This window comes from Streptomyces sp. MGP-P1 (assembly GCF_057766565.1).
Window position 1 is genome coordinate 1,411,524 of record NZ_JBYMEM010000001.1, and the last position, 17,825, is coordinate 1,429,348.

The following is a 17,825-nucleotide window of genomic DNA, read 5'->3' on the forward strand; positions in this document are numbered from 1 at the left end:
GGCACAGCGGCACAGCGGCACAGCGGCACAGCGGCACAGCGGCACAGCGGCACAGGCAGGGAAATCCAGGTGCGCCTGCTCGCACCAGCACCCTACGTTGGGCGATCAGGACATTCCCTTCCAAGGAGCCGACCGCTTGCAGGCCGCAGTAACCGTCACGCCCACGCAGATCCCGGACCTCCTTCTGGGCCTCGCCACCGTCCGCCCGGTGTTCCTCTGGGGCGCCCCGGCATCGGGAAGTCCTCCCTGGTACGGAAGTTCGCCGAATCCCTGGGCCTGGAGTGCGTCAGCCTGCTGGGCACGCAGCTCGCCCCCGAGGACCTGATCGGCGTGCCGCAGATCCGTGACGGCCGCTCCGTGTTCTGCCCGCCGGAGGCCATCGCCCGCGACGAGCCGTACTGCCTCTTCCTCGACGAGCTGAACGCCGCGACCCCGGACGTGCAGAAGGCGTTCTACTCGCTCATCCTCGACCGCCGGATCGGCAACTACGAGCTTCCGGAGGGCTCGATCGTGATCGGCGCCGGCAACCGCGCCACCGACAACGCCCTGGCACGCCCCATCGCCTCCGCGCTCGTCAACCGCCTCACCCACGTCCACCTGCGTGCCTCCGCCACCGACTGGCTGGTGTGGGCGGGCGAGAACGGCATTCATCCCTGGGTGGTGGACTACGTCGCCGACCGGCCCGACCACCTGTGGTCGCAGCCGCCCAAGACCGAGGAGCCGTTCTCCACGCCCCGCTCCTGGCACATGCTCTCCGACGCGCTGCACTCCTTCGGGCCGGCGCTGGACGAGGAGACGCTGAAGATCCTGGCCCACGGGACGCTGACCCCCGCCCACGCCGTCTCCTTCTGCGGGTACGCCAAGATCGTGCGGCATACCTACGGCATCGAGGCGATCATCAAGGGAGACGCCTCCTGGCCCCGCCGCACCGAGGACCGCGACCTGCTCTACTACCTCGCCGAGGCGTTCCGGGGACGGCTCGTCAAGGAGCTCCCGGCCCAGCGCGAGCACGCCTCGGCCGCCGTGCGCGAGACCTCCTACCGCGCCAAGTCGCTGCTCGTGCAGCTCGCCGAGATCTCCGTCGAGGTCGCCCAGACCGTCATCGCCGAGGACGCCGACGGCAACCCGGTGCTGCCCGCCTGGTTCCTGGTGGAGGCCGCCCGTGACATGCCCCGGCTGGTCGAGGCCCGGCGTTGAGCCGCTCCCGCAAGCAGGGCGCGGACCGCCCCGACCCGGCCGCCGAGGCCTTCGCCGCCGGCGCCGAACTGGTGCGCCGCAACCCCGCCCTCGCCGCCGTCGACGCCGACTTCATCCGGGCCAAGGCCAATGCCGACGCCCCCGGCCAGGGCCTCGTCCGGGCGGACTCCAACGGGCGGGTGCACGTCCACCCCACCCGCCGGGCCGAACCGGGAGAGTGGGCCTGGGCGCTCGCCCACGCCCTCCTCCACCTCGGCTTCGGCCACCTCCCCGCCGCCAAGGAGCTCCGCGAGCAGCCCGACCGCTTCGCCCTCGCCGCCCGCTGCACCGTCGTCAACCGCTTCCTCGCCACCTTCCCCATCGGCACCGCCCCCGACCACCTCCCCGAGAGCTACCCCGACGGCGACGAGGAGCAGCTCGCCGCCCGCTGGCGCAGGACCGGCGTCCCGGCCGCCTACGAGCGGTGCGGCACCGCGGACGGCGAGCCCGACCAACTACTGGTCCAGTGGCCGCGCTGGGACACCGCCCTGCCCGACCGGCAACTCGCCTTCGCCTACGCCCTGACCCGTACGGTCTCCGCCGCGATGGACGTCGCGGGCGGTCGCCGCGACCGGCTCACCGGGGAGCGCGTCGCCCAGCGCCCATGGGACCGCGCCCTCAACTGGTTCGTCTCGTCCTACCCGCTGCTCGGCGGCCTCGCGGCCGGACTGACCGTCGTCGCCGACGCCGAACTCGCCCGCGTGCACGCCATCTCCGTGGCCGCCGTGGACGCCACCGCCGGCGAGATCTACGTCAATCCGCTCAAGCGGTTCACGGACGAGGAGTGGCGGTTCGTCCTCGCCCACGAGATGCTGCACGCCGCCCTGCGCCACGGCGGGCGGCGCGGCGCCCGCGACCACTTTCTCTTCAACGTCGCCGCCGACTACGTCATCAACGGCTGGCTGGTCGAGATGGACGTCGGCGCGATGCCCGAAGGGCTGCTGTACGACCCCGATTTGAAGGGCCTGTCGACCGAGGAGGTGTACGACCGGATCGCCACCGGGCTGCGGCGCGGCCGACGCCTCGCTACCCTGCGCGGCAAGGGCGTCGGCGACATCCTGGGCGAGCCCCTGCCGGGCCGGCCCGCCGACCCCGTCGACCTCGACGCCTTCTACCGGCGCGCCCTCGTCCAGGGCCACCAGCTGCACACCGACCGACAGCGCGGTCTGCTGCCGGCCGGACTGGTCCAGGAGATCCGCGCGCTCGCCCACCCGCCCGTCCCGTGGGATGCCCGACTGGCCCGCTGGTTCGACGAGTTCGTGCCCCGCCCCGAGCCGGTACGCAGCTACTCCCGGCCCGCCCGGCGCCAGGCCTCGACCCCCGACATCCCGCGCGCGGGCCGCTCCTTCCCGCCCGAGGAGGTCGCCCGCTGCACCTTCGGCGTCGTCCTGGACACCTCGGGCTCGATGTCCGGCACCCTGCTCGCCAAGGCGCTGGGGGCGATCGCCTCGTACGCCGAGGCCCGCGACGTGCCGGCCGCCCGCGTGGTGTTCTGCGACGCCGCCGCCTACGACGCCGGGTATTTGGCGCCGACGGAGATCGCCGGGCGGGTACGGGTGCGGGGGCGCGGCGGCACGGTCCTGCAACCCGGCGTCGACCTGCTGCAACGGGCCGACGACTTCCCGCCGACGGCCCCGGTCCTGGTGATCACCGATGGCTGGTGCGACGCGCTGCGGGTCCGCCGCGAGCACGCCTACCTGATCCCGGAGGGCGCCGGGCTGCCGTTCACCCCGCGCGGACCGGTCTTCCGGGTGCGCTGAGCTGTTCCGGCCGCACTGAGCGGCGGGGCCGCGCACGGGTTCGCCGAGGGTCAGCCGGAGCAGGCCGTGCGGCCCGCCTCCTGCCAGGCGCAGACCGGGCACAGCGTGGTGCCCCTCGTCGACTCCGGGTATTCGGTCGGCTCGCGGCACAGCACGCACTCGGCGTACGGAGGGCCTTCGGCGGCACCGCCCGGCGGGGCCGGTGCGATCGGACCCGGGGTCGCGCAGTACGTGTCATCGGTGTCCACGCCCACGAGCCTACTCACCCGCGCCGGGCGGCGGTCCGGCAGACGAGGAACGCCACCGCCGCGGCGAGGACCGCCGCCCCGAGCAGGGGCAGGAGGGGCGGCTGGACCGTCCCGGTCCGCGATCCCGTGACCAGGGAGGTGACCGCCTGGCGCGCCGGGGATCCGGCGGTCACGAGGGCGAGGAGCGACCCGAGCACGGCCGCCGCGACGGACCAGCCCCGGCGGAGCGGCACCGGACGGGTGCTCAGCGCCCCCACGGCCGCGCCCAGCAGCACGCAGCACAGGACGGCGAGCAGTCCGGCGAGTGCGGCGGCCGGCCGGGAGACGGCGCGTGCCCCGTCGTCGGTGACCGGGTCGCTGATGAGCAGCACGACGGCGGTGGTCACCACGGCGAGCGCCGCCGCACAGCCCGCGGCGGTGAGCAGCGTGGCCAGGTGGACCCGCCGGGGCCCCGCGGCGGCCGAGGCCACCGTCCGGGCGGCGGGCGGCTCCTGGTTCACGCAGAGGTGTACGGCCCACGCGGTGACGGGCAGCACGGCGGCGGCCGCGACGCCGAGCGAGCCCAGCACGGGCTGCCCGCTCCGCACGCCGACGGCGAGGACGGCCGCGTACAGCAGGAGGGGTGCCAGCCAGCGCTGGGAGCGGGCGAGCAGGGCGGCCTGGTAGCGGAGGAGAGCGGTCATGGCGCTTCGGACACCTCGGACACCTCGAACACTTCGGACACCTCGGAGGCTTCGGAGGCTTCGGAGGTCCTGGTCTGCGCGGAAGCCTGCCCGGACGCCCGTGCGGGAGCCTGGGGGGAGGCCTGCGCGGAAGCCTGCTCGGACGCCCGTGCGGGAGCCTGGGGGGAAGTCTGCGCGGACGCCTCAGCTACGCCCGGCCCGGTTGCCGCGTCCGGCCGCCCGGGCGCCTCCGCCGGGCCGGACGCCTCCGCCGGGGTGACCCGCCGGATGTGCCAGGGCGGACGGGCCGTGAGCAGGGCCGCCAGGAGCGCGTCGGAGTACGGCGTGGGGACGGTGAGGCGTACGAGGCCGGGGGCCGTGCCGGTCGGCCGCTCCCGGACCGGGTCTCCCGGCAGCGCGGCGGGCAGCGGTGCGCCGGGCGGGCCCTCGGCCTCGACCAGGACACGGGGGCCGGCGACGGGGTCCGTCGGCGTCGGGGCCGTCGCCCGGTGGACCCCGCCGCCCCCGGCCCGCAGGGTGAGGTCCGCCGCCCCGGCGAGGCGTCGCGGGTCGTGGTCGACGAAGACGACGGTGGCGCCCGCCGCGACGCGTTCGGCGACGGCGCGGTCCAGTTCGCCACGGGCGGCGGTGTCGAGTCCGGTCCAGGCCTCGTCCAGGACCAGCAGTTCCGGTTCGGCGAGCAGCGCCTGGGCGACGGCGACCTTCTGGCTGGTGCCCTTGGAGAGTTCGGCGAGCGGGGTACGGGCGTGGTCCGCCGCCCCGAACCGGGTCAGCCACTCCCCCGCCCGCCGCCTCGCCTCGGCGCTCCGCAGCCCGTGGATCCGGCCGAGGTGGACGAGGTAGCCGGTGGCGGTCAGGGGCAGCGCCGCCGGGAAGCGCTCGGGGACGTACGCCGTGCGGGTCCGGCGGCCGGTGATCCGCCCCTCGGCGGGAGAGTCGACCCCGGCGAGCAGCCGCAGCAGGGTCGACTTCCCCGCGCCGTTGCCCCCTTCGACCCGGATCAGCGTCCGCTCGGGCAGCGTGAGGTCGACCCCGCGCAGCACCCAGGCGCCGCGGAGGCCGTACCGGTGGCCCACGCCCTCGAGTTCCACGGTCAGTTGGAGGTCTTCTCCGGCCTGGCCTCGCTCGGCCGCACGATGACGAAGCCCTCGCCCTGGAGCATCAGCTGGACGGCCTCGCCGGACCCGCCGCGCACCATCGAGCCGACGCTCTGCGAGCGGTTCAGGCTGGTCGTGAGCTGCTGGCTCCAGCCGACGACCGCGTCCGTGTCCACGTACACCGGCTGGGCGCCGGTCACGGGGATCACGATGGGGGTGCCCTCACACATCAGGCCGAGCTTGCCGTAGCCCGTGAACACGCTGTTGAAGAGGCCGCCGCCGACCATTCCGGCGCCCTTCACGGTCTTGATCTCGTAGGCGAGCGTGGGGTCGAAACAGAGGACGTTGCGGCCGTTGATGGTGATCGAGTCGCCCTGGTCCAGCTCCACGATGAAACAGTTCGCCGCCTCGTGCGCGAACCACGCCTCGCCCTGACCCCGCACGGCCATGAGCGCCAAGCCCTCGCCCGTCACCGCGCGCTTGAGCATGCCGCCGATGCCCTGGCCCTTGCGCTCGAACTGGAGGTTGCCGCGGAAGGCGATCATCGAGCCCTGGCGGGCGTGCATCTCCCCGTTGACTGCGTACTTGATCGATTTGGTGTTCTGCAGGGTCATGCCGGGGGCGGTGGCCGGCTGGGCCATGTGCTCGCTGGAAAAGAGATCGCTCTTCATGCGGAGCATCCTCACCCGGAGCCGGTCGTTCCGCCAAGCAGGTGACGGGTCCGGCCTGGCAGACTGGGACGGTGACCAGCGATGACACTCCCGCCCCCGCCCCTGAGAGCCCGTTCCACGAGGGTCCGGCCGACCGCGACCAGGCGCGGCAGTTCGTGCTGCCGCTCGTGCTCCACCTGGAGAAGACGGACCCGCCCGCCCGCACCGACGCGCTGCGGAGCGCCGCCCGCGCGGTGCTGACGATCCTCTCCGACGAGCGTTCGCTGGGCGACGGCGAGTGGTCCGGGGCGATGCGGGACTGGCAGGACGCCCGGATCCGCAAGGTCGTGCGCCGGGCGCGCGGCGCGGAGTGGCGCAAGGCCGCGGCGCTGGACGGCATCACGGTGACGGGTGAGGACGGCGCGGAGGTACGGGTGTTCCCGCCGATCCCGCTGGACGGCTGGCCCAAGGAGCTGGCCAAGCTCCAGGTGTCGGGCACCGATCTGGAGGACCCCGAGCCGCCCGCCGCGCCCGATCTCTCCGGCCCGGTGCTGTGGCTCAACCCGGAGCTGGACATGTCGGCGGGCAAGACGATGGCGCAGGCGGGGCACGGGGCCCAGCTCGCCTGGTGGGAGCTGTCCGACACCGAGCGCAAGGCGTGGCGCGAGGCCGGTTTCCCGCTCTCCGTCGCCGCCCCCGGGGCGGAGCGCTGGCGGGAACTGACGGCGAGCGGGCTGCCGGTGGTGCGGGACGCGGGGTTCACCGAGATCGCCCCGGGGTCCTGCACGGTGGTCGCCGACCACCCGGCGCTGCGCCGCTGAACATTTCTCGTTCCTTCTCCGTCGCCACGCTCGGCGCGCTCGGCCGCGCCCGCGTTCCCGGTCCGGTGCCCGGTGCCCGGCACCCGGCGCCCGGTGCCGTCCACGATGATGCCGGGGCCTTGACGGGGCTGCGGTCCGGGAACCTCAAATCCAGCTCTGAACGTCCCCCTGGTCGGGTTCATCGCCGCCTGACGGGGCCATGACCCCTGAACAGAACGAGGTGTGCGGCAGGGGGACGGGGGAACGCCATGGAACTGGGCATCGGCATCGGCTGGCGGCCGGAGATCGCGGACGAGGTGGAGGCGCTGGCGGGGATCGACTGGGTCGAGGCCGTCGCGGAGAACCTCTGCGACGACCATCTCCCGGACTCCCTCCTACGGCTCCGCGAGCGCGGCGTGCGCGTCGTGCCGCACGGGGTGGCGCTCGGGCTCGGCGGCGCCGACCGCCCCGACCCCGCGCGCCTCGCCTCCCTCGCGGCGCGCGCCGAGCTGCTGGGGACGCCGCTGGTGACCGAGCACATCGCGTTCGTACGGGCCGGGGGGCCGCTGACCGCGTCGCCGAGGCTGGAGGCCGGGCATCTGCTGCCGGTGCCGCGCACCTGGGACGCGCTGGACGTGCTGTGCGAGAACGTGCGGATCGCGCAGGACTCGCTGCCGGTGCCGCTCGCCCTGGAGAACATCGCGGCGCTGATCACCTGGCCGGGCGAGGAGCTGACCGAGGGTCAGTTCCTGGCGGAGCTGGTCGAGCGGACCGGGGTACGGCTGCTGATCGACGTGGCCAACCTGCACACCAATCACGTCAACCTCGGCCAGGATCCGGCGAAGGCGCTGGACGAGCTTCCGGTGGAGGCCATCGCGTACGTCCATGTGGCGGGCGGGGTCGAACGGAGCGGCGTCTGGCACGACACGCACGCCCACCCGGTGACCGCTCCGGTCCTTCGGGTGCTGGCCGAGCTGCGCTCCCGGGTCGACCCGCCGGGCGTGCTGCTGGAGCGCGACGACGCCTTCCCGCCGGCCGCGGAGCTGGCGGGCGAGCTGGACGCGATCCGGGCGACGCTGCGGGACGCCGCTCCCCCGGTGGAGCAGCGTCCCGCGACCCGGGACGCTGCGCGTGACGGGGGCGGGAGCGGAGACGGTGGGGGCGGCGTCGGGGGCCGGGCGCCCGCCGCCCCCGTGCCGGCCGGGACCCGTGACCGTACCGCCGTCGCGCAGACCGCGCTGCTCTCCGCGCTGGTGGCGGGTACCCCGGCCCCCGAGGGCTTCGACCACCGGCGGCTGCGGGTGCAGAGCCGGGCGCTGGCCGCCAAGCGCGCGGACGTCGTCGCGAAGGTCGCGCCGGAGCTGCCGGCGATCCTCGGCGACGGCTACCGCGCCGCGTTCCTCACCTACGCCCGGGGCCGCCCGATGTCCGGCGGGTACCGGCGCGACGCCCTGGACTTCGCGGAGCACGTGCTCGTCGCGGGGGGTCCCGCCGATCCGGTGGCGCGGCGCCGGCTGACGTACTGGTGGCAGGACCGGTCGGGCGCCCGGCCGCCGCGCCGTACCACCCGGCTGGTCCGGGCGGCCCGTGCCGCCCTCGTGAGGAAGGGAAAGCCGTGAACGTGCTCGCGCTGCTGGCGACCCTCGCGGTCGTCGTCTCCACCGTGCTCCTCATCACGAAATCGGCCGTCTCCCGGTCCCGCATCCCGTCGGCCGGCCCCTTCCCCGTCGTCCACGACATCTACGAGGCGGCCTTCCTGACCGGCGGTCCGGCCGGGGTCGCGGACACCGCGCTCACCGCCCTGCACACGGACGGCCGGGTGCTCATCGGCGGTCCCGGCATCATCTCCGTACGTTGTGCGCGGGCGAACGACCCGGTGGAACGCGCCGTGTTCCAGGAGCTGTCCACCGCTCCGAGCGGCGCCCTGCACCTGGTGCGGGACGCGGTGATGCGCCACCCGGCCGTGCAGGAGGTCGGTGACGGGCTGGCGCAGCGGGGCCTGCTGGTTGCGCCCGGCGAGGGCCGCCCCGTACGGCGTTGGGGGTTGATCCAGGGGGTGAGCTGCTGTGTCGCACTCCCGCTGTCGATCGTCCTCACCGTCCTCCAGTACGTGACGACGGACGTGAGCCTGAGCATGCCGGTCCCGTTCGTCCTGAAGGTGCTGCCCGCGATCCTGCTCGGCGGTATCAGCGGGCTCGTCGTCGCCTCGGCCGCGGCCAAGCGGATCACCGGAGCGGGCCGCCGGGCCGCCCAGGCGTGCCGGGCCGCCCGGGTCCACCCGGAGACCCCGGCCCATCTCGTCGCCACCCGGGGGCTGCGCGCGCTCCCGGACCGGGCGCTCTGGGAGCAACTGGTCACGGCGAGCCGCCTGACCGCGTCGGCGAGGCGGTCGCGTGCCCTCGCGGGGAACGGGCCTCCCGGGTACGCGGGGAGTACGGCGGGGGCGTCGGCCCTCGCGGTGACGACGGTCTGGTGCGCCGCCTCCAGTCCCGGCGGATCCAGCTGCGGGGGTTCCAGCGGGGGCGGCTCCGGATCGAGCTGTGGCGGCGGCTCCAGCTGCTCCTCGGGGTCCGGGTGCGGGGGCGGCGGCGGATCGAGCTGCGGGGGCTCCAGCTCGGGAGGTTCGAGTTGCGGCGGAAGCTCGGGCGGGTCGAGCTGCGGCGGGGGCGGCGGCTCCTGAACCGGGCCCGCCGCCCCGGCGGCCGACCGCCCATCGGAGTCATGGTTCCGGACATGGACGGGCGGTGCTGGACTTCACCGTCCCGCCCGCCCGACCATCCCTCTCCGCATCCGCAGAGAGGCACCGCGCGTGAGAACTGCTGCGCTGTACACATCGATCGGCTCCCTGGTCCTGTCCGCCCTGGCCGCCGCTCCCGCCGGGGCCTGGGAGAACCGGGGCTCCGCCGAGGCCCGGGGCACCGCGATCGCCGCCGCCCGCGCCACGGCCGCCGGGATCGATTTCGTCTCCTGTCCGGAGAAGGAGATGCTCCCGGACTCCCTGAAGTGCGGCACGGTGAAAGTGCCCCTCGACTACGCCGAACCGGACGGGAAGCAGCTCGAACTGACCGTCAGCCGCACCGGCGCCACCGGCCCGGCCGAGAGCCGGCAGGGCGCGTTCGTCTACAACCCGGGCGGGCCCGGCGCCTCCAGCATCACCTTCCCGATGGCCGGGGAGCTGCCGGAGTGGAAGGAGATCGCCGAGGCGTACGACCTGGTCGGCTACGCCCCGCGCGGGGTCAACGGTTCCTCCGCGCCGCTGACCTGCCAGGACCCGGCGGCGTACACGAAGGGCCCGACCGACGCGCCGACGCACCCGACGCGGGAGTACAAGGAGCGGCGCGTCGCCCGTGCGAAGGCGTACGCACAGGGCTGCGCGAGCCACGCGGGCGAGACGCTGCGGCACTACACGTCGCTCAACAACGCCCGTGACCTGGACGTGCTGCGGGCCGCGCTCGGCGAGGAGCGGCTGACGTTCATGGGGGCGTCCTACGGGACGTACTTCGGCGCGCTGTACGCGACGCTGTTCCCCTCGCACGTGCGGCGCATGGTCTTCGACTCGGTGGTCGACCCGGACCCGGAGCAGATCTGGTACCGCTCCAACATGGGCCAGTCGCTGGCCTTCGAGGCGCGCTGGGAGGACTTCCGCCGCTGGGTGGCCAAGCACGACGAGGTGTACCACCTGGGGACCACCCCGGAGGCGGTGCAGACCCACTACGACGAGGTGCGCGCCGAGCTGGCGGAGAAGCCCGCGGGCGGGAAGGTCGGGCCGGGGCAGCTGCACTCGGCGTTCCTGGGGGCCGGTTACTACGACGACTACTGGGCGATGCGGGCGACGGCGCTCTCCGAGTACGTCCGGGGCAACCCGGAGCCGCTGGTCGCGCAGGCCTCCCCGCGTGCGGTGGCGGCCGCGGACAACGAGAACGCCCAGGCGGTGTACACGGCCGTCGAGTGCAACGACGCGCCCTGGCCCGAGGAGTTCGAGGTGTGGGACCGCGACCACACGGAGCTGGCGCGCGTCGCGCCGTTCGAGACCTGGGACAACGCCTTCGCGAACCTGCCGTGCGCCTTCTGGCCCGCGCCCCGCCAGCGGCCGCTGGAGGTCGGGACCCGGTGGGGCGAGCTGCCGCCGGTGCTGATCCTGGCGGCGGAGCGGGACGCGGCGACCCCGTACAAGGGGGCGCTGGAGCTGCGGAAGCGGCTGCCCGGGTCGTCGCTGGTGACCGAGCGGGACGCCGGGACGCACGGCATCGGCGGGGCCGGGAACACTTGCGTCGACGACCATCTGCGCCGGTATCTGCTGACCGGTGAGGTGCCGGGGCGGGGTGCGGACTGTGCCGCGCACCCGGAGCCGAACCCGGTGTCGCTGGACTGAGTCCGGCTGTCGGCGGGGGCGGTACGGAGCGGGGGCCGCCGCACCATGACGGTGCGACGGCCCCCGAAGCCGAACCCGGTGTCGCTGGAGGAGCGGACGGCACGATCGGTGCCCGGTGTCCGCCCTTCTGATCTTCCGGGTTGGGGTGGTGCGGGACTCGCTGGTTATGCGAGCCCGGCCACCAGGTCTGCGACGCTCTTCCTGCGGCCCGTGTAGAACGGGACCTCCTCGCGCACGTGGAGACGTGCCTCGGAGGCGCGCAGGTGACGCATCAGGTCGACGATGCGGTACAGCTCGTCCGCCTCGAAGGCGAGGATCCACTCGTAGTCGCCGAGCGAGAACGAGGCGACGGTGTTGGCGCGGACGTCCGGGTAGCCCCGGGCCATCTTGCCGTGGTCCGCGAGCATGCGGCGGCGGTCCTCGTCGGGCAGCAGGTACCAGTCGTAGGACCGGACGAAGGGGTAGACGCTGATGTAGTCGCGCGGCGTCTCGTCGGCGATGAACGCCGGGACGTGGGACTTGTTGAACTCGGCCGGGCGGTGCAGCGCCATGTTCGACCAGACCGGGTCGAGGGCGCGGCCGAGCTTGGTGCGCCTGAAGAGGTTGTACGCCTCCTGGAGCTCGTCCGAGGTCTCGGCGTGCCACCAGATCATGAGGTCGGCGTCGGCCCGCAGCCCGGACACGTCGTAGGTGCCGCGGACGGTGATGTCCTTGGCCGCGAGCTGGTCGAACAGCTCCTGGACCTCGTCGGCGTATCCCGCGCGGTCCAGCGGGAGCACGTCGCGGAGTTTGAAGACCGACCACAGGGTGTAGCGGATGACCTCGTTGAGGTCCTTGGCCTTCTTGCCGGCGTTCGGACTCTTGCTTGATGTCACAGTCTCAGGAGCACTCATACGGCTATTGTCCCGCCTCGCTCCCCGTGCCCCGAACCAGGGTCGACGTGGCGATGATCTCTCCCGCGATCTTTCCCGGGATCTCCCCCGTGATCTCCCGGACGATCTCCTCGGCCGCCCGGCGCGCGCTCGCGATGCAGGCGGGGATGCCGACCCCGTCGTAGACCGCGCCGCAGACCCGCAGGGCGGGGAGCTTGGCGACCTCGTCGCGGATCCGGGCGACCCGGGCGAGGTGGCCCACCGGGTACTGCGGCAGGCCGCCGATCCAGCGGGTGACCTCGGTGTCCACGGGGCGGGCGGTGAGGCCGGTGGCGGCGGCGAGGTCGCGCAGGGAGACGGCGACGAGCTCCTCGTCCTCGCGGTGCAGATGGTCCTCCTCGCCGTACCGGCCGACGGAGGTGCGCAGCACGAACAGGTCGGGGGCGCTGTCCGCGACCCACTGCCATTTGTTGCTGGAGAAGGTGGACGCCTTGATCGTGTGGCCGTCGACCGGCGGTACGAGGAAGCCGGAGCGGCCGCGCAGGGCCTCGTACCGCTCGATGTCGGCCCGCCGGAAGGCCAGGGTGACCAGCGCCATCGAGGCGTACTCGACGCCGGACAGCTCGGCGGACGCGGCCGGGGACTCGGCGGCCAGCAGCGTGCCGGCGGACCAGGCGGGGGTGGCCAGGACGATGCCGTCGGCGGAGATCGTCCCGGTGTCGGTGCGGACGGCCCAGCCCGTTTCCGTACGGGTCAGGCCGAGGACCGGGGTTCGGTCGAGGATCTCGCCGCCACCGGCCCGTACGGCGTCGGCGACGGCGGCCGGGAGGGTGCCGATGCCGCCCTCGATGCCCTGGAAGACGGGTCCCGTCTGCTGCTTGGCGGCGGCCCGCTCCTGGATGCGGCGTACGCCTTCCAGCAGCGGCCCGCCCTCCTTCACCGCCTCGAAGAGCTGGGGGACGGCGGCGCGCATCGAGATCCGGTAGGCGTCGCCGGCGTAGACCCCGCCGAGGAGGGGCTCCACCAGCCGGTCCACGACCTCGCGGCCGAGCCGGTCGGCGACGTACGCGCCGACCGCGACGTCGTCGCCGACGGGGGTCGGGGTCAGGTCGCGCTCCTCGGCGATCCGGGCCAGGCCCTCGGGGGACAGCACCTCGCCGAGCACCGCCGGGTCGCCGGGGACGCCCATGACGTGCCCCTGGGGCATGGGGCGCAGCGCGTCGCGCGTCCACAGCGAGGCGGTGGCGGTGGCGGGCGGCTGGAGGCGGTCGGCGAGGCCCACCTCGCGGGCCAGGGCGACCGCCTCGGGGCGCCGGGCGAGCATCGACTCGGCCCCCAGGTCGACCTGGACGCCCGCGACCTCGCCGGTCATGAGCTTCCCGCCGAGCCGGTCGGTCGCCTCCAGGAGGGTGACCCGCAGTCCGGTGGAGACCAGGTGGTGGGCGGCCGCCAGGCCGGCGATGCCGCCGCCGACGACGACGACGTGGCCCGGGGGCGTTTCCGCACGCTGTTGAGAACGCTGCATGGGTCCACTCTCTCAAACCCGTTCCGCGTCCTGACCGTGACCACTTCGAAACCGCCCACCGGAAACCGGTCCCGGAGCGGGTGCGTCGAACCGGCGTTATCAACCACCGTCCTGGGGGGACCAGTTATGGAATTGGGCAGCAGAACCGATCGATCCTTCGCCCGTGGGCGGGCCGCGCTCGCCGCCGGGGTGCTCGGCCTCCTGCTCGCCGTCGGCGGCTGCGGGGCGTCGGGCGACGCCTCGGACGGCGCGAAGGCGGCGGACAGCAAGTACGCGCCGCCCGGGGAGCAGGAGGGAGCCGGCGCGGACGGGGCGGCGTCGTCGGCCGAGGAGCGGGCGGACGGGAAGCCGGCCGGGTCGAAGGCGGCGCCGAAGCCGGGGGCGGCGGCCACCCACGTCATCCGTACGGCCACGCTCTCCGTGGAGGTGAAGAGCGTGGCGAAGGCGGTCGCCGCCGCGCGCGGTGCGGCCGAGAGCGCGGGGGGCCTCGTCGCGACGGAGGAGACCGAGCGGCTCGACGACACGTACGAGACCTCGCACCTGGTGCTGCGGGTGCCGCAGGACCGGTACCAGGAGGTGCTGCGGGAGCTGGCCGGTTCCGGGAAGCTCCTGTCGCGCACCTCGAACGCGAAGGACGTCACCGACCAGGTGGTCGACGTGGACAGCCGGATCGCCACGCAGCGCGCGAGCGTGGCGCGGGTGCGGGAGCTGATGGACCGGGCGGAGAAGATCAGCGACGTGGTCGCCCTGGAGGGCGAGCTGAGCAGCCGTCAGTCCGACCTGGAGTCGCTGCTGGCCCAGCAGTCGAGCCTGAAGGACCGCACCTCGCTGGCGACGATCACCCTGGACCTGACGCCGCCGGACGCCCCGGACGAGGACGGGCGTCAGGAGGACACCGGGTTCCTGGACGCGCTGGGTGGCGGCTGGGACGCGTTCGTGACGATGCTGCGGTGGATCGCGGTGGCGTTCGGGGCCGCGTTCCCGTTCCTGCTCACCGGGGCTCTGGCGCTGGTGGTGTGGCGGGTGCTGCGCGCCCGGCGGGCGGCCCGCGGGGCCCCGGCGGCGCCCCGGCAGGAGCCGGAGGGCGCTCCGGCTCCCTGACCGCCGTAGCGTGGGGCTCCGACTTGGTGAATCGCCCGATGGCGATTCGGCGAAAGGGGACCCGGCATGGCAGCGGAGCGACTGGTGGTCATCGGCGGTGACGCGGCGGGCATGTCCGCCGCGTCACAGGCCCGCAGGCTGAAGACGGCGGACGCGCTGGAGATCGTCGCCTTCGAGCGCGGCCACTTCACGTCGTACTCCGCGTGCGGCATCCCGTACTGGGTGAGCGGTGACGTCGAGGCGCGCGACGACCTGATCGCCCGCACCCCGAAGGAGCACCGGGAGCGGGACATCGATCTGCGGATGCGGACCGAGGTGACGGAACTCGACGTGCCCGGGCGGCGGGTGAGGGCACTGGACCGGGAGAGCGGGAAGACGTACTGGACGGGCTACGACAAGCTGGTGATCGCCACCGGCGCCCGTCCGGTGCGCCCGGCGCTGCCCGGGATGGACGCGCCCGGGGTGCACGGGGTGCAGACCCTGGACGACGGGCAGGCGCTCCTGGACTCGCTGGACGCCCTGGGCGCGCGGGAGAGCCGCCGGGCGGTCGTGGTGGGCGCGGGGTACATCGGCGTCGAGATGGCCGAGGCGATGCTCAAGCGGGGCTTCGAGGTGACCGTCCTCAACCGGGGCGAGCAGCCGATGGCGACGCTCGACCCGGACATGGGGCGGCTCGTCCACGACGCGATGGACGGGCTGGGCATCACCACGGTCAACGGGGCCGCCGTGACCGAGATCCTCACCGGTCCGGACGGGCGGGTGCGCGAGGTGGCGACGGACGCGGGGAGATATCCGGCGGACGTGGTGGTCCTCGGCATCGGCGTGGAACCGGAGACGGAGCTGGCGCGCGGGGCCGGGCTGCCGGTCGGTCCGCACGGGGGGCTGCTGACGGATCTGTCGATGCGGGTGGTGGGCCACGAGGACGTCTGGGCGGGCGGCGACTGCGTGGAGGTCCTGGACCTGGTGGCGGGCCGGACCCGGCACATCGCGCTGGGCACGCACGCCAACAAGCACGGCCAGGTGATCGGTTCCAACGTCGGGGGCGGCTACGGCACGTTCCCGGGCGTGGTCGGTACGGCGGTGAGCAAGGTCTGCGACCTGGAGATCGCCCGGACCGGGCTGCGGGAGAAGGACGCCCGCGCGGTCGGACTGCGCTACGTCACGGCGACCATCGAGTCGACGCAGCGGGCGGGCTACTACCCGGGGGCGAAGCCGATGACGGTGAAGATGATCGCGGAGCGCCGTACGGGCCGGCTCCTCGGGGTGCAGATCGTCGGCCGTGAGGGGTCGGCGAAGCGGGTCGACGTGGCGGCGGTGGCGCTGACGGCCGGGATGACGGTGGAGCAGATGACGGCGCTCGACCTCGGCTACGCCCCGCCGTTCTCGCCGGTCTGGGACCCGGTGCTGGTGGCCGCCCGCAAGACGGTGACGGCGGTGCGGGGCGCGGGGAGCTGACGGCGGGTCCCGGGGCGCGGGCCCCGGGACCGTTCGCTCAGCGCGCGGTCTGCTCGTGCACGTGACCCACGAGGCGGGTGAGCGCGTCCGGGTCCATGTTCGGCATGACGCCGTGGCCCAGGTTGAAGATGTGGCCCTCCAGGCCGGCGGCGGCGTCCAGCACCTCGCGGGTCTTCTCCTCGACGGCCGGGGTCGGCGCGAACAGCACCGCCGGGTCGAGGTTGCCCTGGAGCGCCTTGCCGGGGCCGACGCGGCGGGCGGCCTCGTTCAGCGGGACCCGCCAGTCGACGCCGACGACGTCCGCGCCGGCCTCGCCCATCAGGCCGAGCAGCTCGCCGGTGCCGACGCCGAAGTGGATGCGGGGGACGCCGTAGGGGGCGACGGCGTCGAAGACCTTCGCGGAGGCGGGCAGCACCGCGCGGCGGTAGTCGGCGGGGGCCAGTGCGCCGACCCAGGAGTCGAAGAGCTGGACGGCGGAGGCGCCGGCCTCGATCTGCACCTTGAGGAAGGCGCCGGTGATCTCGGCGAGCCGGTCGACGAGGTCGGCCCAGAGCAGCGGGTCGCCGTACATCATGGCCTTGGTGCGCTCGTGGTTGCGCGAGGGGCCGCCCTCGACGAGGTAGCTGGCCAGGGTGAAGGGGGCCCCGGCGAAGCCGATGAGCGGGGTGGCGCCCAGCTCGGCGGTGAGCATCCCGATGGCCTCGGTGACGTACGGGACGTCCTCGGGAGTGAGGTCGCGCAGCCGGGCCAGGTCGGCGCGGGTGCGGATGGGCTCGGCGATGACGGGGCCGACGCCGGGCTTGATGTCGAGGTCGATGCCGATGGCCTTCAGGGGCACGACGATGTCGCTGAAGTAGATCGCGGCGTCGACCTTGTGGCGGCGTACGGGCTGGAGGGTGATCTCGGCGACCAGCTCCGGCATCATGCAGGAGTCGAGCATCGCGATGCCCTCGCGGACCTTCAGGTACTCGGGCAGCGAGCGCCCCGCCTGGCGCATGAACCAGACCGGCGTGTGGGGGACGGGTTCGCGGCGGCAGGCCCGCAGGAACGCCGAGTCGTGGGTGGCGTGGCGGACCGCGTCGAGGCTGGCGGAGGTCGTCGTCTGCTGGCCCGAAGGGCTGTCGTTGGCACTCACGCACAGAATCTTCGCACGCGCGCCGAAGGAGCCCGGCCCCGCACGGGTGTCTCTCCCTGCGCGGGGCCCGGCTTCCGCCTACTCTTCCCCGCATGGCTCCGGCTCAGGGACAATTTTCCGATCATTCCGACGGCGTTGAAAGCAAGGACCGCGCGGAGGGACCTTCCGTGCCGCCCGCGTTCCTGGCGGCGGTCGACGCGCTGCGCTCCGCGCGGCTCCGCCCGGAGCTGGAGGTGGAGGTGACCAGGCCGCCCCAGCGGCTCGCCCCGCACGCGTACGCCATGGAGGCGGCGGTGGTGGACGGCGAGGACGATCTCGCGGACGGCAGACTGGTCCTGCTGCACGATCCGGCGGGGCACGACGCCTGGCAGGGCGCGTTCCGGCTGGTGACGCTGGTCCGGGCGGAGCTGGAGCCGGAGATGGCGGCGGACCCGCTGCTCCCGGAGGTGTGCTGGTCCTGGCTCACGGGTGCGCTGGACGCGCGGGGCCTGTCGTACGGAGAGGCAGGGGGGACGGTGACGCGCGCCGGATCGCACTACTTCGGTGCGCTGTCCACGCGCCGGCCGGCGACGCAGATCGAGATCCGGGCCTCGTGGACGCCGAGGGAGGCGCGCGGCGGTGTGCCGGACACGGCGTCGCACCTCATGGCCTGGGGTGATCTGCTGTGCCAGATCGCGGGGCTGCCGCCGTCGGATCCGGCGGACGCGGCGGTGGTGACGTTGCCGCAGCGGCGCGGGCCGCAGGTTTAGTAACCCTCCGTCACCCGTTTCGCACAAGCACCGGCTCTCTTTTCGTACAATCGATCGCGCGTCCTATTTGCCCGAATTGTTACTCACCAAATAGGGATCTTCCCCTAAAGGAGGACGGGTCCGCTGCCGAAGAGGTCAATGA

14 protein-coding genes and 2 pseudogenes are annotated in these 17,825 nt (G+C 73.9%); 9 read left to right on the top strand and 7 right to left on the bottom strand.

Annotation, left to right across the window (positions count from 1 at the left end; translation table 11 throughout):
- Positions 1–136 precede the first annotated feature (136 nt).
- Positions 137–1,197: pseudogene (locus AC3CH1_RS06285) on the top strand (ATP-binding protein).
- Positions 1,194–2,996, top strand: coding sequence for a vWA domain-containing protein (locus AC3CH1_RS06290; RefSeq protein ID WP_488461948.1), 1,803 nt, complete (start codon positions 1,194–1,196; stop codon positions 2,994–2,996). Before AC3CH1_RS06285 ends, AC3CH1_RS06290 begins: the two are co-directional and overlap by 4 nt.
- Before the next feature lie 50 nt (positions 2,997–3,046).
- Here AC3CH1_RS06290 and AC3CH1_RS06295 read toward each other — a convergent pair whose 3' ends face one another.
- The 4 genes and pseudogenes from AC3CH1_RS06295 to AC3CH1_RS06310 all read right to left on the bottom strand — a co-directional run bounded on the left by AC3CH1_RS06295 (position 3,047) and on the right by AC3CH1_RS06310 (position 5,695).
- Positions 3,047–3,244 carry a hypothetical protein gene (locus AC3CH1_RS06295; protein WP_488461949.1) on the bottom strand — a complete coding sequence of 66 codons (198 nt, stop codon included), beginning with the start codon at positions 3,242–3,244 and terminating at the stop codon, positions 3,047–3,049.
- A 14-nt stretch (positions 3,245–3,258) separates the two neighbouring features.
- Entirely contained in the window at positions 3,259–3,927 is a 669-nt protein-coding gene (locus tag AC3CH1_RS06300) for an ABC transporter (RefSeq protein ID WP_488461950.1), read from the bottom strand.
- Between the two features lie 218 nt (positions 3,928–4,145).
- Positions 4,146–5,018: pseudogene (locus AC3CH1_RS06305) on the bottom strand (ATP-binding cassette domain-containing protein); the annotation flags it as partial.
- A 2-nt stretch (positions 5,019–5,020) separates the two neighbouring features.
- Positions 5,021–5,695 (bottom strand): AIM24 family protein, encoded by a 675-nt coding sequence (locus AC3CH1_RS06310; protein WP_488461951.1) that lies wholly within the window; start codon positions 5,693–5,695, stop codon positions 5,021–5,023.
- Positions 5,696–5,766: 71 nt separating this feature from the next.
- Here AC3CH1_RS06310 and AC3CH1_RS06315 point away from each other — a divergent pair, with 71 nt between their 5' ends.
- From AC3CH1_RS06315 to AC3CH1_RS06330, 4 genes are all read left to right on the top strand, one after another.
- A complete protein-coding gene (locus AC3CH1_RS06315) occupies positions 5,767–6,495 on the top strand; it encodes a peptidyl-tRNA hydrolase (protein WP_488461952.1) in 729 nt (242 codons plus the stop codon).
- A 248-nt stretch (positions 6,496–6,743) separates the two neighbouring features.
- Positions 6,744–8,093: an MbnB/TglH/ChrH family RiPP precursor modification enzyme gene (locus tag AC3CH1_RS06320; protein WP_488461953.1), complete on the top strand. Its 1,350-nt coding sequence runs from the start codon at positions 6,744–6,746 to the stop codon at positions 8,091–8,093.
- Entirely contained in the window at positions 8,090–9,154 is a 1,065-nt protein-coding gene (locus AC3CH1_RS06325) for a TIGR04222 domain-containing membrane protein (protein WP_488461954.1), read from the top strand. The genes AC3CH1_RS06320 and AC3CH1_RS06325 overlap by 4 nt, the downstream gene beginning before the upstream one ends.
- Positions 9,155–9,283: 129 nt before the next feature.
- Entirely contained in the window at positions 9,284–10,846 is a 1,563-nt protein-coding gene (locus tag AC3CH1_RS06330; RefSeq protein WP_488461955.1) for an alpha/beta hydrolase, read from the top strand.
- Between the two features lie 164 nt (positions 10,847–11,010).
- On the opposite strand, the gene hemQ is transcribed toward AC3CH1_RS06330, so the two are convergent.
- Positions 11,011–11,739, bottom strand: a complete 729-nt coding sequence (gene hemQ / locus AC3CH1_RS06335; protein ID WP_488461956.1) for a hydrogen peroxide-dependent heme synthase — start codon at positions 11,737–11,739, stop codon at positions 11,011–11,013.
- A gap of 4 nt (positions 11,740–11,743) precedes the next feature.
- Entirely contained in the window at positions 11,744–13,243 is a 1,500-nt protein-coding gene (gene hemG, locus AC3CH1_RS06340; RefSeq protein WP_488461957.1) for a protoporphyrinogen oxidase, read from the bottom strand.
- Positions 13,244–13,369: 126 nt separating this feature from the next.
- Here hemG and AC3CH1_RS06345 point away from each other — a divergent pair, with 126 nt between their 5' ends.
- Together AC3CH1_RS06345 and AC3CH1_RS06350 are read left to right on the top strand one after the other, a co-directional pair.
- A complete protein-coding gene (locus tag AC3CH1_RS06345) occupies positions 13,370–14,344 on the top strand; it encodes a DUF4349 domain-containing protein (RefSeq protein WP_488461958.1) in 975 nt (324 codons plus the stop codon).
- Positions 14,345–14,410: 66 nt separating this feature from the next.
- Positions 14,411–15,799, top strand: coding sequence for an FAD-dependent oxidoreductase (locus AC3CH1_RS06350; RefSeq protein ID WP_488461959.1), 1,389 nt, complete (start codon positions 14,411–14,413; stop codon positions 15,797–15,799).
- A 37-nt stretch (positions 15,800–15,836) separates the two neighbouring features.
- Here the strand turns inward: AC3CH1_RS06350 and hemE are convergent, their stop codons facing one another.
- On the bottom strand, positions 15,837–16,934 hold the full coding sequence (gene hemE / locus AC3CH1_RS06355) for a uroporphyrinogen decarboxylase (RefSeq protein WP_488461960.1): 1,098 nt from the start codon (positions 16,932–16,934) through the stop codon (positions 15,837–15,839).
- A 92-nt stretch (positions 16,935–17,026) separates the two neighbouring features.
- On the opposite strand from hemE, the gene AC3CH1_RS06360 reads away from it, so the two are divergent.
- Positions 17,027–17,683 (top strand): DUF3000 domain-containing protein, encoded by a 657-nt coding sequence (locus AC3CH1_RS06360; protein WP_488461961.1) that lies wholly within the window; start codon positions 17,027–17,029, stop codon positions 17,681–17,683.
- Positions 17,684–17,825: the final 142 nt, after the last annotated feature.

Excerpts from the sequence above, each read along its gene's own strand:
- AC3CH1_RS06300 (WP_488461950.1), bottom strand. The coding sequence starts at position 3,927 with ATGACCGCTCTCCTCCGCTACCAGGCCGCCCTGCTCGCCCGCTCCCAG.
- AC3CH1_RS06310 (WP_488461951.1), bottom strand. The coding sequence starts at position 5,695 with ATGAAGAGCGATCTCTTTTCCAGCGAGCACATGGCCCAGCCGGCCACC.
- AC3CH1_RS06320 (WP_488461953.1), top strand. The coding sequence starts at position 6,744 with ATGGAACTGGGCATCGGCATCGGCTGGCGGCCGGAGATCGCGGACGAG.
- hemQ (WP_488461956.1), bottom strand. The coding sequence starts at position 11,739 with ATGAGTGCTCCTGAGACTGTGACATCAAGCAAGAGTCCGAACGCCGGC.
- hemG (WP_488461957.1), bottom strand. The coding sequence starts at position 13,243 with ATGCAGCGTTCTCAACAGCGTGCGGAAACGCCCCCGGGCCACGTCGTC.
- AC3CH1_RS06345 (WP_488461958.1), top strand. The coding sequence starts at position 13,370 with ATGGAATTGGGCAGCAGAACCGATCGATCCTTCGCCCGTGGGCGGGCC.
- AC3CH1_RS06350 (WP_488461959.1), top strand. The coding sequence starts at position 14,411 with ATGGCAGCGGAGCGACTGGTGGTCATCGGCGGTGACGCGGCGGGCATG.
- AC3CH1_RS06360 (WP_488461961.1), top strand. The coding sequence starts at position 17,027 with ATGGCTCCGGCTCAGGGACAATTTTCCGATCATTCCGACGGCGTTGAA.